A 13,292-nucleotide genomic window follows, 5' to 3' on the forward strand; every position below is an offset into this window, starting at 1 on the left:
GGACACGGCGGCCTGTTCCGCGCCGCCCACCGGGGCCGCGGAACAGGCCGCCGTGTCCCTGCCGTCGTCGCCGGAGAACCTCGCGCTCCTGGAGCAGCAGCTGGCCGCCATCACGCCCCAGTTGGAGGATCCGAAGCTCACCGAGTCGGAGCGGCTCCAACTGGAGCAGCGCCGCGCGGGCCTGCGCAAGTACATCACCACGCTGGAGCAGGCCTCGGGCAAGGACGTGAAGCAGGCCAACGCTCCGCTCCTGGAGAAGCACCGCGAGCGCATCGCGAAGGTGGCCAACCGCACCTTCGACGACCTCCTGGTGAACCCCCGGCCTCCGGGGACCGCGCGGCGTCCCAAGCGCTGAAGCGCCGCCCGGGCCGCGTGGACGCTCAGGCTTCCACGTGGCGGGTGCGGTGCGCGAGGCTTGCCCCCACCGCGGTGCCGATGACGACCAGGATGATGGCCACCGACAGGAGCGGCGGGATGTGCACCCACTGCTCCACCACCATCTTCACGCCCGCGAACGCCAGCACCCCCGCCAGGCCGTAGTGCAGGTAGCGCAGCTGCCCTACCGCCCCGGCGATGACCAGGTACAGCGCGCGCAGCCCCAGGATGGCGAAGGCGTTGGAGCTGTAGAGGATGAACGTGTCGGTGGTGACGGAGAACGCCGCCGGCACCGAGTCCACCGCGAACAGGATGTCCGTCACCTCCAGGCCGATGAGCGCCAGCAGGAGCGGCGTCACCAGCCTGCGGCCCTGGTGCTTCACGAAGAAGTGCGGCCCCTCCACCTGGTCGCTCACCGGAAGCCTTCGCGACAGCCACCGCACCACGCGGTTGTCCTGCTGCTTCGACGGGTCCTCGCGAAAGACGCGCCACGCGGTGATGAGCAGGATGGCGCCGAAGACGTACGACACCCAGCCCCAGCGCTGCAGCGCCGCCGCGCCCACGAAGATGAACAGCGCCCGGAACACCAGCGCGCCGAAGATGCCCAGGAAGAGCACCTCGTGCTGGTATTTCTGGGGCACGTTCAGGCTGCGGAAGATGACGAGGAAGACGAAGACGTTGTCCAGGCTCAGGCTCTTCTCGATGAGCCACGCCGCCAGGTACTCATGGCCGCGCTCGCTGCCCAGCGTCACCCACACGAAGCCACAGAAGGCCAGCCCCAACCCCACCCACGCCAGACTCCACAGGATGGCCGCGCGGTGCGACTGGCCCCGCCCGCCCCGGTGGGCCAGCAGGTCCACCACCAGCAGCGCCAGCAACAACGCCCAGAAGACGATCCAGGCCCAGGAAGGGGTGCTTTGCATGACCCCCGCAAACTAGGCATTCCCCCGACTTCCGCTCGGCGCAAGGGCCCGCCCGGAGTCAGCCCTTACCCAGATTCACCGCTTGACGCGTTGCGTTGTATGGTGTTGGAACAGTCAGGGTGAGGGTTGTCTTCTCCCTCGCACAGGATGTGATACTTCCCTGGAAGGCTTGAACCTCATGATTCTCAACACTCCAAAGGCGGTGCGATGAACACGGTCATCTTCGCTTGTAAGCAGAGTGCGGGCAGCTCGCAGATCGCGGCGGCCTTCTTCAACGTGATGGCGGATCCCTCGAAGGTCCGGGCGATCGCGGCGGGGATGCAGCCGGCCGACCGAGTGCAGGCTGAAGTGCTCGCCACGATGAAGGACATCACCGTGGACATGACGGGCGCGAAGCCGACGCAGTTGACGGCGGAGCTGGCCAAGAGCGCGCAGGTGCTGGTGACGCTGGGCAACGTGTCCGACGCGCCGTCCACCCCGGGCCAGGAGCGCGTGGAATGGACGATGATTGAAGACACGGCGGGCAAGTCCGCGGCGGACGTGGAGAAGATCCGCGACACGCTGGCGGCCCTGGTGTCGGGCTTCGTGGAGAGCCACGGCTGGGAACGTCCTCCCGCGCCGTAAGCCACACGCAACACCCGCGGAGTGCGTCTTCCGCGGGGAGGGTGCAGCAGCACGGATCCCTTCCGTGAATCGTGGGTGCCCGGGCCCGAGGACGGGCGGGCGGACGGTTCAAACGGAAGGGATGGGGACCTGCGACGGGTCGTCGCGGGTCGGGGGGGCCTGACCGGGCCCGTGGCAGTGTGAAATGGCGGGTGGCTTGAAATCAGAGGTGGGCTTGCCGCACGCTGTGTCCGTTCGCGGACACGCGGTTCGCGCTCCCCACTCCCAGGCCTCCTTCGATGCTCTCCGTCCTCCTCGCCGGGCTGCTTTCGCAGACGGCGCCCGCGGTTCCCGCCCGTCAGCAGGGCGTGCCCATTGGCAGGGGCGAAAAGCTGCCCACCGTGCGTCTGAGCGCGCCGTCCGGCGGGTGGACGGTGGACCGGATGCTGCTCATCGAGGGCACGGTGAGCGACCCCACGGTGGATCCGGTGGTCGTCTCCATCAACGGCGACCGCTACCTGATGCGCACGCAAGGGGGCCGCTTCAGCCGGAAGTTCCCGGCGGCGAGCGGCAAGAACATCGTCACCGTGATGGCGACGAACAAGGGCGGCACGGCGCGCACGCAAGCGACGAGCTACGCGCAGGTGCCCCCGGTGCCGCTCAAGGCCATCCTCACGAGCGACACGGACGGCGTCTACACGGACCTGCACATCTACGAGCCCACCGACGCGAGCAGCGCGGGGGACACGCTCGACGTGACGTCGATGGCGCACGTGTACTGGGCGGACACGGACAGCCCGTCCGGCGGCACGTTCTTCCTCAACTCGCAGGGGGGGGACTTCGACCAGCCGGCGTACGGCCCGTACCTCTACATCCACCGCTCGCCGCCCAAGGGCGTGTACCTCATCGCGACCAACTACTGGCCCAGCGGTGACAAGGCGCACACGGTGGCGACGCTCAACCTGGCGCTCTTCGAGGGCACGCCGGGCGAGGTCCGCCGCCGCGTGCGCATCCCGCTGGCGACGCCCGGCACCACGCGGGTGCTGGCGTGGGTGAACATCCTGGGCGACGGACAGGCGGAGGTGTACGTGCCGTCCGCGGATCCGAAGCCGAAGGGCGAGCGCTGGCCCACGAACCTGGACGAGGCGCTCAAGGAGCTCCAGGCGAGCGGCGACTCCGATTCGGGTGAGGGTGAAGGCGGGTACTGAAGGCGACGTGTCGCCGACGGTGCGGCCCCTCCCATGCGCGTCCTGATGCTCTCCCTGTTGCTGCATGCCGCGCCGGCGACGCCGGTGGCGGCTGCGTCCCTTCCCACCTCCGAATCCGTTGCGCCGGAGACGCGTGCGCGGCTGTTGCGCCGTGAGGTGGCGCAGGTGGCGCTCGCGCAGGTGCGGGCCCCGGACGCCGCGTGGCAGCCCGCGCAGCGCGACTGCGCGGGCCTCATCCGCTACGCCTACCGCACGGCCTACCGGCGCGTGGCCTCTGAACGTCTTGCCTCCCCGCTGTGGAAGGACACGCGCGGCGAGCCCTCCGACTTCGCGGACGCGGAGACGCTGCTGGTCCGCAACTTCACCGCGCTGGGACGGGACGCGGCCACGCGCGAAGCGCTGCGCACGGGCGACGTGGTGGCCTTCCGCCAGGAGCACGACGCGGGGCCCGTCTTCCACCTGATGCTCGTGGTGCGCCCGGAGGACCGGGCCCATGCCCCCGCGCGCGTCGTCTACCACCCCGGTGAGGCGGGCGCGTCCGTGCGCACCGGGGTCCTCGAATCGCTCGCCACCGAGGCGCCGCTGGAGTGGCGCCCCGTGCCGGCCAACGCCGCCTTCCTCGGCTTCTTCCGTTTCAAGGAGTGGATGTCATGACGTCTCCCATGAGCCCGCCGCCGCCCGCCAAGGGCCCGGGCCCCTCGTCCGCGGTGCGCATCGCGCTCGTCGGCGCACTCGTCGTGGGCGTGGGCGTGGGGGCCTTCGTCCTGGGCCGCAGGGGCAGTGGCGGTTCCTCGGGCCCCGCCTTCTCGTCCGGCGAGCGCCAGGGTCCTCCGACCGCGGGCGCCACCGTGGAGGGCATGCCGGAGGTGCCGTCCGAGCCGACGAAGATGGACGTGCCCGGCTCCATCGCCACCGCCGCCATCTGGGTGGACGTGCACGCGCCCGGCAAGGTGCGCGACGCGCTGGTGCGCAACGCATGGCTGAAGGAGCAGTTGGGCAAGCCGCTGGGCCAGGGCTTCGTGAGCGGCTGGGCCGCGTTCATGGGCTCCACCGGCGATGACCTCAAGGCGTCCTTCAAGGGCGCGGTGCTGGACGTGGTGGCGGGCCAGTTGCTGGACGCCCCCTTCCGCACCGTGTGGTTCAGCGGTGACACGCGGGCCGGAACGCCCGCGCTCATCGTCCCCAAGGCGGACAAGAAGTCCCGGGCGGCGTGGGACGCGCTGGACGGGGTGGCGAAGCGCGGAGGGATGACGGCGGCCAGCTGCCCCGACACCGCGGTGAAGGTGCCCGAGGGCGGCTTCCACCTGTCGCGCTGGCTGGTCGCGGAGCAGCAGCTGTGGGCCGCTCGCACGGAGGACCGGCTGGTGCTCGCGCGGCACCCGGTGGTGGTGCTCCAGGGCCTGTGCACGCCCCTGCCGAAGCTGGAGGCGGACGACGGCGTGGACGTGGAGGTGGGGTTCAATCCGGACGCCTACGGCCGCGAAGCGCAGTTGCTCACCCACGTGCTGGGCATGACCGGGAACGCGCGGTTGCTGTTCGGCGTGGACGGAGACCGGCTGGTGGGCCGGGGCATCGCGGGGACCCTGTCGCCGTCCCACCCGCCCTACACCGAGCCCATCTCGGAGGACCTGCTGAAGCTGGTGCCGGAGGAGACGCCGGTGCTGTTCGCGTTCAACCTGACGCTGCCCGAGTCGCTGGAGCCCGAGGTGCTGAAGACGCACTGGGAGGGCAAGAGCGCGCAGGAGGTCCGGACGCGCACGCGTCAGGTGGCCCTGGTGTGGACGCCGCGCGGCATCGCCTCGCTGGAGCCGGAGCTGGCCCTGGTGTGGGGCAGCGAGCAGGACGCGGCAGGGGTGCAGGCGCTGTTCTCCGGGGGCGCGCGGACGTTGAAGACCGCCACGCTGTGCAAGCACGTGGTGCTGGCGACGAGTGACGCGGAGCTCGAGCGCCTCAAGAAGGCGTGCGAGGGCCGCGCGCCCAACCTGCTGAACGCCGCGGGCCCGGTGGTGACGGGGCTGCGCGCGCCCGCGTCGGTGATGCTCGGCATCAACACGGGGCGGCTGCTGGGCGGGCTCTTGATGGACGGCTACACGTCGGAGGCGCGCGTGGACCGCGCATCGCCCCTGCCCAAGGCAGCGCCTCCGGAAATCGAAGCGGCCCGCCGCGACCTGGAGTCCCTGCCGTACCTGGGGCTCCGCGGCAAGGTCGTGGGCTACGGCCCCGAACTGGTGTCGGAAGGATTTGGAACATGAAGACGTCGGTGCGTTTCGCGGCCCTGGCCGCGCTCCTGGTGTCCGGCGTGGCGCTGGCCAAGCCGCTCTACATCACCGTGCCCCGCTCCTACGGCAGTGGCGAGCCCGTCGCGGTGGACGTCGCCTTCGAGGACAAGGGCCCCGTGGAGCTGCGCGTGTTGCAGCCCGCGAACCTGGACGCCTTCATCCGCGCGCAGGGCGACCTGCGGCGCGCGTACCAGACGCCGCCCACGCTCATCAACCCGGGCCGGGGCCTGAGCCGCGGCCTCAATGCGGTGCGCATGCCGGGCCTCGCGCTGATGGAGGCGCTGAGCCCTGGCTTCCGCGAGGAGGTCGGAGATGTCCTGCCGAAGCCTCCTCCGGAGACGTCCTCGGAGGAGCCGCTGGCGAAGGTGGCCGAAGGGCCGGAGAAGCTGGTGGGCACGCCGCCGGGCTTCACGGTGGTGCGCAGCCAGTGGCTCAACCTGGACCTGGGCGGCGCGGACCGGGACTTCAACGTGCCGGGCTTCGACACCGGCGGCGGTAGCAGCGGCTTCCAGGAGCGCCGCGTGCTGCTGGCCCCGCTGCCCCCGGGCGCCTACGTGCTCCAACTGGTGCAGGGGCGCATCGAGGGTCAGGTGGTGCTCGTCGTCAGCGACGTCACCGTGCAGCTCAAGCAGACCGACGGTCAGGTGCTGGTGCGCGTGGCGGGGCGTGATCAGCAGCCCCGCGCGGGCGCGCAGGTGCAGGTGTACCTGCCCACGGGCAAGGGCCCCACGGGCACGACGGACGACAAGGGCGAGGTGACGCTGGCCGTGACGGAGCCGCGCATCCTGGCCACGGTGTCGTCCGGCAAGGACACGGCCATCGTGGACACGGACTTCTACTCCGCGCTGGCGGTGGCGCCGGACGTGTTCATCTACAGCGACCGGCCCATCTACAAGCCGGGCCACGAGGTGAAGTTCCGGGGGCTCGTGCGGCAGCCGGACACGTTCCTCGCGCGGCTGTTCACGCCGAAGAAGCGCGACGTGCGCGTGAAGCTGGTGTCGCAGGAGGGCCGAGAAATCATCACGCGCGCGGCGGTGGACGAATTCGGCGCGTTCAACGGCACGATGAAGGTGCCGGACGACCTGGGCACGGGCGTGCTGCGCATCGAGGCGGACCTGGACTCGCAGCCCTACCAGGGCGAGGCGCGCGTGCAGGACTACGTGAAGCCCACGTTCTACCTGGAGGTGCAGCCGGCGTCGGAGACGGTGGAGCCGGGCAAGACGGTGAGCGTCACGGTGCGCGCGCGGCGCTACGCGGGCGGAGTGCCGAAGGGCGCGAAGTACGAGGTCTTCCTCTACCGCAGCCTGCTGGACGCGCCCGCGTGGGTGGACGACGCGGGCAAGGGCGGCCAGGGCAGCGCGGTGACGTACGGTTCGGCGTCCAGCAGCGAGGGCAAGCTGAGCGTGCCGGAGCGGCTTTACTCCTCCATCGCGGAGCGCTCGGCCACGGACGATCCGTGGTCCAGCGCGAGCGAGTTCGACGCGGAGGGCGAGGCCCAGGTGGAGATCGCCGTCCCCGCGCTCAAGCCGGGCGAGGAGCGGCTGCCGTACCGCTACAGCCTCACCGTGCGCGCGCGGGATGATCAGGAGACGTTCGCCACCAGCACCGCCGCCTTCTTCCTGTCGAAGGTGGAGGTGATGGGTGTGGCGCGCTACTCCGACGCGGTGGTCGCGAAGGGGACGGAGGCGCTCCTGTCTGTGCGCGCCACCACGCTGTCCGGCAAGCCCTACGGCGTCACCACGGGGGAGGTGTCCTTCGTGCTGCGCCGGGCGGATGGCAGCGAGGAGCCGCTGGGCTCGCACGCCTTCACCACCGCGCAGGACGGCACGGTGCGGCAGAAGGTGCCCACCACCCACGTGGGCGCGGTCATCGCGAACGTGACGGTGAAGGACAAGAAGGGCGAGGCGTGGACGGGCGAGGAGTCGCTGCTCGTCATCGGTGGCGCGGATGAGCCGGTGGCGCAGGTGCCCAACATGACGCTGGCGTCGCTGTCCGGCACGCTGGCGCCGGGGGACTCCGCGAAGCTGGTCGCGCTGATGCCGGATGGCTGGGGGCAGGGCGGCAAGGACCAGGGCCCGGTGTGGGTGACGCTGACGGGCGCGGGCCTGTACGGCACCACGGTGGTGCCGCTGAAGGGCCGCACGCTGGTGCACGCGTTCCCGGTGGAGAAGCGCTTCGGCAGCGCGGTGTACGCGTCCGTGGCGTACCCCACGGCGACGGGCCGCTGGGAGGAGCGCACGGTGGCGTTCCGCATCGTGCCGAAGGAGCGCACCCTCACCGTGGCGTTGCAGGCGCGCCGCGCGGAGGCGCTGCCGCTCACCGAGCAGGTGGTGGACGTGCGCGTCACCGACCACGAGGGCAAGGGCGTGTCCGCGCAGTTGTCCGTGGGCGTGGTGGACAAGGCCGTGTACGCCATCCAGTCGGAGTTCCGTCCGGGCGTGCTGGACTTCTTCTATCCGCCCGCGCGCGACAACGTGACGAGCTTCTATTCGGCGGAGTTCCAGGGCTACGGCTATGGCGAGCAGCTGGCGCGCAAGATGGCCGGGCTGCCGGACCACGCGTTCGCGTCCATCAAGCCGCCCACCCGGAACGTGAAGGACCTGGAGAAGGACACCGCGCACTGGGACCCGGCGGTGGTGACGGACCGGGACGGCCGCGCGACGGTGCGCTTCACGCTGCCCTCCAACCAGACGCTGTGGGTGGTGACGGCGGTGGCGGCGGACACGTCCGGCCGCTTCGGTGAAGGCACCTCCGAGTTCGCCACGCGCGGCGGCCTCAACGTCTACGCGGCGCTGCCGCAGTTCCTGCGCGAGGGCGACGAGGCGCTGGCCTCCGTGCGGCTGTCCGCGGGTGAGAAGTCCAAGGGCAGCCAGATGCTGGACCTGCGCATCCAGCCGGGAGGGGCGCTCCAGGCGGAGGCCACCCAGAAGAAGCTGGAGCTGGGGCAGGGCGGTGAGCAGGTGGTGCCAGTGACGCTGCGCGCGTCGAAGACGGGCCCCGCCGAGCTCGCGGTGGACGTGACGGGCGGCAAGGACCCCTTGCGCGACCTGAAGCGCTTCGACGTGGCGCCGGCCTCGGTGGAGGACGCGGTGCAGGTGAGCGCGTGGGGCGGCGGCGCGCTGGCGCTGGACGCTCCTGGCTCCGCGACGCTGACGCGCGTGGAGCTGGTGCTCCAGCCGTCCACGGTGGACGCGGCGCTCACGCAGGTGCGCGAGCTGCTGACGTACCCGTACGGGTGCCTGGAGCAGCTGGTCTCCACGACGGTGCCCAACGTGGCGGTGTTCCAGGTGCTCCAGAAGGCGGGTGCGCTGGAGAAGCTGGACCCCGAGTCGCAGGCGCTGCTGGCGGAGGCGCGCAGCCGCTCCGTGCAGGGCACGTCCCGCATCCTGGGGCTCGCGGTGAAGGGCGGCGGCTTCACCTGGTTCGGGGGCTACAGCGAGCCCAGCCTGCCGCTCACGCTCATCGCGCTGGACGGTCTGGCGTACGCGTCCGAGGCGGGGCTGGTGGACCGCGACGACGCGCGCATCGCGGAGAGCGCGAAGTGGCTGGAGGCGCAGGAGGGCCTGCCGCCCGAGTACGACGCCACGCGCGCCTACGTGCTGGCGCGGCTTCAGGGCCCGCGTCAGGCGGCGCGGGTGCGTGCGCTGGTGGAGGGCGCGCCGTCCGGGGACCTGTATCCGCTGGCGCTCGCGGTGCTGGCCGCGGAGAAGGCGGGCGTGATGAAGGAGCCCGCGCTCCAGGCGCGCATCCAGGCACTGGTGAAGCAGAGCGGCGAGGGCTTCGTGAAGCTCGCGAGCCTCAAGGGTGAAGCGGAGACGTCCGAGGCGTTCTACCGCTTCCCGCTGCGGCGCGTGGGCCTCACGGCCATCACCGCGCACGCGGCGTCGTTCGGTTCGCTGGATGTCACGCGCGCTCGCAAGCGCATCCTGGAGATGCTGAGCGAGCCGGGGCTGTCCACCTTCGACCGGAGCACGGCGCTGTTGCATTCGCTGTGGCTGGTGGAGCGCGACGCGAAGGCGTTCAAGGGCATGACACCGCCGGAGGTGAAGGGCGCGGCGTCGCCGGTGAAGTTCACGTCGCGCGGCATGGGCCTGGTCGCCACGCTGCCGGCGGGGACGCGCACGGTGGACGTGGGCGGCTTCGACGGCGTGGCCACGCTGCGCGCCGCCGCGACGACGCCGCTCAAGCAGGTGCAGGCGCGCGTGGAGGGCATGTCCGTCAACCGCGCGTACTACGTGCTGCGCGAGGGCGGGAAGGTGAAGCTGGAGCCAGGGGCCACGGTGACGCAGGGCGAGGAGGTCTACGTGGAGCTGACGCTGGATGCGCGCGGGGACAACCGGGCGCGCTCGGCGTACTACGTGGTGGAGGACGCGGTGCCGGCGGGCTTCGTCGCGCTGCAGGAGGACAAGGCCTTCCGCGGTCCGCCGCACTCGTTGCCGCTGGTGCCGGAGGCGCTCAAGCGCCGGCAGTTGGACCCCGCGCAGGCCACGTTCTTCTTCGAGGAGCCGGCGTGGTGGAGCGACAGCCCGCGCACGGTGGGCTACGTGATGCGCGCGCAGTTCGCGGGCACGTTCGCCGCGCCGCCGGCCACCATCGAGGACATGTATTCGGCGCGCATCCGGGGCCGCACGGCGTCGGACGTGTTGAAGGTGGTGCCCTCGAAGACGTCCGTGAGCGACCTGTAGCCCATGGGGTGGGCCGTCGCCGTCGCCGTGTTGTTGTCGGCTTCGCCCACCTTCGTCACGCGAGGGGATGTGACGCCGGAAGCGGACCTGCGCAAGCAAGCGCAGGCCGCGTGGACGGCGGTGGAGACGCAGTACACGGCGCAGGCGGGCGGCCTTCCGACACGGGCCCCCGCCACCGTGACGCTCCAGAAGGGCCTGGCCCTGCCTCCCGAGCGCAACGCGCAGGGGCGGCCCGGGGTCGTGGAGCTGCGGCAGAACACGCCGGGCGTGCTGGATGACAAGCTGCGCACGGCCTTGCGGCACGAACTGGCGCACCAGCTCCTGTGGTGGGCGTGTCCCGCGTCCAGCGAGGACCGGCTCTTCCATGAGGCGTTCGCGCTGACGGTGAGCGGAGAGCTGCCCGCGTGGCGCGAGGCGCCCTATCAATCGCTGTCGCGCGCGGCGAAGGAGGTGGCGAACGCGCCCCAGGTGGACACGTCCCGGGCACGGCGGGGACTGGCGCGCATCCTGGGCGAGCACCCGGGGTTTCCCGCCGCGCTGACGCGCCGGTTGCGCCAGTGTCATGACGGGACGCGGTGGGCCTCGCCCCTGTCGGTGGAGGAGCTGGCGGACGTGGCGGTGCTCGCGCCGGAGGCAGCCACGGTGGTGGTGAGCCGGCACTCGGGAGAGGTGCTGTTCGCGGAGGGTGATGTGCGAAGGGCGGTGCCGTATGGCTCCACGCTCAAGCCGTTCCTGTACGCGGCCGGCACGGGGGCGACTGGAGCCTCTTCGGACACCGCGTCACCTCCACTGCTCGCGCCGCGTCCCGGTGTGCAGGAGTGGGCCTGTGGCGCGGGGCTCCCCGCGAAGGTCGATGCACGGGTCGCGCTGCTGCGCTCCTGCAACGGCTACTTCCTGGACTGGGAGGCCACGGGCCGCGCACCCCGCGCGTTCGGCCACTGGGGACCGGTGCTGTCGGCGGTGGGCCTCACCGGCCTGCCCGAGGACATGACGGAGGCCATCGGGCTTCGCTCCGCGCACGGCCTGTCCCCGTGGGGCATGGCGCAGGCGTACCGTTTGCTCGCGGAGGCCCGGCCAGATGTCCTCGCGCTCCTCACCGGCAACGTGGAGGAAGGCACGCTCAGCGGCCTGTCCACGTCGAAGGCGCTGAAGGGCGTGGCCACCAAGACGGGCACCGTGCGCGATGCCGCCAGCCGTCCCCAGTTCGGGTGGATCGCCGCCGTGGACGCGGACCTCGTCGTCGTGGCCGTGCGGCCCGGCAAGATGCCCCGGCACTTCGCGGACGAAATCCCCGCGCTCCTCGCCCGCGTGCGCAAGCAGACGGCGGGTCTGGAGTCCGCACACGTGCAGGTGCTCGGCCTGCTGCCCTCCGCGTCCGTGGAGGCGCGCTGCGCGGGCGCCGGCTTCGCGCTGGAGGACGGCGCGCCACGCCCCGTGTCCACGGACTTCTCCCGCCTGGACGCGCTCACCGCGAAGGGCCCGGCGGTGTGTCTGGGCAGTCCCTGGCGCGTGCGCTTTCCGGACGGCCCCGACGGCGGCCGTGACTACGCGGGCGTCTTCTCCGGGTCCACGCCGCCGCCGTATCGCCCACCTCCGGGCGTGCCCACCACGCCCAGCGCGCTCAAGGCCCGACGTGGCTCGGACTTCGTCTTCCGCACCACGCGCGTGCAGTACACCGCCGGCGTCATCGCCGCCGAGGACGTCACGCTGCAAGGCGAGGCCCGCGTCGCGCTGGCCCGCGTGGTCGCCCACAACGAGCGCCACGCCACGACCCGGCACCCCGGCCGCGCCGTCTGTGACACCACCCACTGTCAGGCCTTCCGGGGCACCGTGCGCATGCGTCCCGAGGAGGCTCGCGCGCTCAAGCTGCCCGCACTGAAGTGGGACGCGTGGCTGACCTTCTCGCAAGGCGGCGACACCCCCTGGCGCGAGTCCCGTCCTCGCGCCCAGGTGGAGTCCCTGCTGGGCACCCGCCTGGTGTCGCTGCGCTTCGAAGCCGGACGCGTGCGCTACCTGCGCACCGACGGTGAGGCCGGCGCCCCGTACGAGGAAGCGCGCTCGCTGCCGTGCGACACGCTGCGCGCGGGCCTTCGGCTTCCTTCCTGTCCCCAGCGCGCGTCCTTCGACGGCGCCCAGGTGCTCTTCGAAGGGCAGGGCCGGGGCCACGGCGAGGGGCTGGACGTCGAAGCCGCCAAGGCCGCCACGGGCCTCTCCAGCGAGGTCCTCCTGGAGCGCGCATATGGCGCGTTCCCCGTCACATCCCCTGCACCCTGAAGACACCCGTCGCGGCGCTGTCCGTGGGGTGACAGGACCTCATCCCGGGGTGCTCGCGCCCGGGGGCGGGGCTGTCGGCCGGGCAGCCCTGGCAACCGGCTTCCCCATCACCACCTTCCTCCCGTCATTCAGCCATTCGGGCGATGCACGGGAGGGGTGAATCATGGGCAACAAGAACTGGAAGACGCGGGCGGTGGCGGCGGCGGTGATGACGGGGTTGCTGGGCTTCGCGGCCCACGCCGAAGACACCATGTCCAAGCAGGAGAAGGAGATGGAGAAGCAGGGCAAGGCCGTGGGTGAGGCGGCCTCCAAGCGGGTGAAGTACGTCGGCTCGCTGGCCCTCTTCAACAACCGGCAGATCGAACTGGCGACCCTCGCGGAGGAGCAGGCGTCGGATCCCCGGGTGAAGGAGTTCGCCACCAAGATCCGCACCGACCACGAGAGCAACAACCAGACGCTGCGCACGTGGGCGGAGAACCAGAAGATGACCATCAGCGCGCTGAGCGACGGAAGCACGTCCGACACGGGCGTGGGTGGCTCCGGCGTGCAGCAGGGCTACGAGAAGGGGATGGAGAAGGCCGACGAGAAGCTGGGCAAGAGCGTCGACGAGACGAACCGGGAGGTCGAGAAGCTGCGCGAGAAGCAGGGCCCGGAGTTCGACAAGGCCTTCCTGTCGCGCATCGCCGAAGACCAGAAGAAGGGCAACGAGATGCTCAAGAAGGGCCGCGGTGAGTACAAGAACGACGCGACCTTCCTGGCCATCCTGAGCCAGACCGAGGGCGTGGTCTCCGGCCACGAGAAGGAAGCGAAGGAGCTCGAGAAGCAGATGAAGAAGTAGTGCGCGATGTAGCGCGGTGGGCGTCGGGCCACCGGGCCGGTTGACTCGGCCGGTCCCGACGCCTATCCCCTCGCGGATGCGCAAGGCTCTGGCGAGGGTGTGGTGGG

Annotated in this window: 9 protein-coding genes; 8 read left to right on the forward strand and 1 reads right to left on the reverse strand. The window is 71.4% G+C overall.

Annotated elements, in window-relative coordinates; genetic code table 11:
• Positions 1–355: hypothetical protein (locus D7Y13_RS45875; RefSeq protein ID WP_158626170.1), on the forward strand; the 355-nt coding region annotated here is incomplete at its 5' end.
• Positions 356–380: 25 nt separating this feature from the next.
• Here D7Y13_RS45875 and D7Y13_RS27915 read toward each other — a convergent pair.
• The gene (locus D7Y13_RS27915; RefSeq protein WP_120535903.1) at positions 381–1,298 is read right to left on the reverse strand and encodes a TerC/Alx family metal homeostasis membrane protein; all 918 of its coding nucleotides are present in this window, start codon (positions 1,296–1,298) and stop codon (positions 381–383) included.
• A 207-nt stretch (positions 1,299–1,505) separates the two neighbouring features.
• Here D7Y13_RS27915 and D7Y13_RS27920 point away from each other — a divergent pair, with 207 nt between their 5' ends.
• From D7Y13_RS27920 to D7Y13_RS27950, 7 genes are all read left to right on the forward strand, one after another.
• A complete protein-coding gene (locus tag D7Y13_RS27920; RefSeq protein WP_120535902.1) occupies positions 1,506–1,922 on the forward strand; it encodes an arsenate reductase/protein-tyrosine-phosphatase family protein in 417 nt (138 codons plus the stop codon).
• 278 nt (positions 1,923–2,200) lie between these two features.
• The gene (locus D7Y13_RS27925) at positions 2,201–3,109 is read left to right on the forward strand and encodes a DUF2135 domain-containing protein (RefSeq protein WP_120535901.1); all 909 of its coding nucleotides are present in this window, start codon (positions 2,201–2,203) and stop codon (positions 3,107–3,109) included.
• Between the two features lie 33 nt (positions 3,110–3,142).
• Entirely contained in the window at positions 3,143–3,763 is a 621-nt protein-coding gene (locus D7Y13_RS27930) for a DUF1175 family protein (RefSeq protein WP_120583762.1), read from the forward strand.
• Entirely contained in the window at positions 3,760–5,361 is a 1,602-nt protein-coding gene (locus D7Y13_RS27935; protein ID WP_167508781.1) for a hypothetical protein, read from the forward strand. The genes D7Y13_RS27930 and D7Y13_RS27935 overlap by 4 nt, the downstream gene beginning before the upstream one ends.
• Complete coding sequence (locus D7Y13_RS27940; RefSeq protein ID WP_120583764.1) at positions 5,358–10,073, forward strand: alpha-2-macroglobulin family protein; 4,716 nt, start codon at positions 5,358–5,360, stop codon at positions 10,071–10,073. The genes D7Y13_RS27935 and D7Y13_RS27940 overlap by 4 nt, the downstream gene beginning before the upstream one ends.
• A 3-nt stretch (positions 10,074–10,076) precedes the next feature.
• A complete protein-coding gene (locus tag D7Y13_RS27945; RefSeq protein ID WP_120583765.1) occupies positions 10,077–12,347 on the forward strand; it encodes a SpoIID/LytB domain-containing protein in 2,271 nt (756 codons plus the stop codon).
• Between the two features lie 163 nt (positions 12,348–12,510).
• Complete coding sequence (locus D7Y13_RS27950) at positions 12,511–13,185, forward strand: DUF4142 domain-containing protein (protein WP_120535896.1); 675 nt, start codon at positions 12,511–12,513, stop codon at positions 13,183–13,185.
• The last annotated feature ends 107 nt before the right edge of the window (positions 13,186–13,292 follow it).

The sequence above is a fragment of the Corallococcus praedator genome, assembly GCF_003612125.1.
Classification (GTDB): Bacteria; Myxococcota; Myxococcia; order Myxococcales; family Myxococcaceae; genus Corallococcus; species Corallococcus praedator.

Excerpts from the sequence above, each read along its gene's own strand:
- D7Y13_RS27915 (WP_120535903.1), bottom strand. The coding sequence starts at position 1,298 with ATGCAAAGCACCCCTTCCTGGGCCTGGATCGTCTTCTGGGCGTTGTTG.
- D7Y13_RS27920 (WP_120535902.1), top strand. The coding sequence starts at position 1,506 with ATGAACACGGTCATCTTCGCTTGTAAGCAGAGTGCGGGCAGCTCGCAG.
- D7Y13_RS27940 (WP_120583764.1), top strand. The coding sequence starts at position 5,358 with ATGAAGACGTCGGTGCGTTTCGCGGCCCTGGCCGCGCTCCTGGTGTCC.
- D7Y13_RS27930 (WP_120583762.1), top strand. The coding sequence starts at position 3,143 with ATGCGCGTCCTGATGCTCTCCCTGTTGCTGCATGCCGCGCCGGCGACG.
- D7Y13_RS27950 (WP_120535896.1), top strand. The coding sequence starts at position 12,511 with ATGGGCAACAAGAACTGGAAGACGCGGGCGGTGGCGGCGGCGGTGATG.
- D7Y13_RS27945 (WP_120583765.1), top strand. The coding sequence starts at position 10,077 with ATGGGGTGGGCCGTCGCCGTCGCCGTGTTGTTGTCGGCTTCGCCCACC.
- D7Y13_RS27925 (WP_120535901.1), top strand. The coding sequence starts at position 2,201 with ATGCTCTCCGTCCTCCTCGCCGGGCTGCTTTCGCAGACGGCGCCCGCG.
- D7Y13_RS27935 (WP_167508781.1), top strand. The coding sequence starts at position 3,760 with ATGACGTCTCCCATGAGCCCGCCGCCGCCCGCCAAGGGCCCGGGCCCC.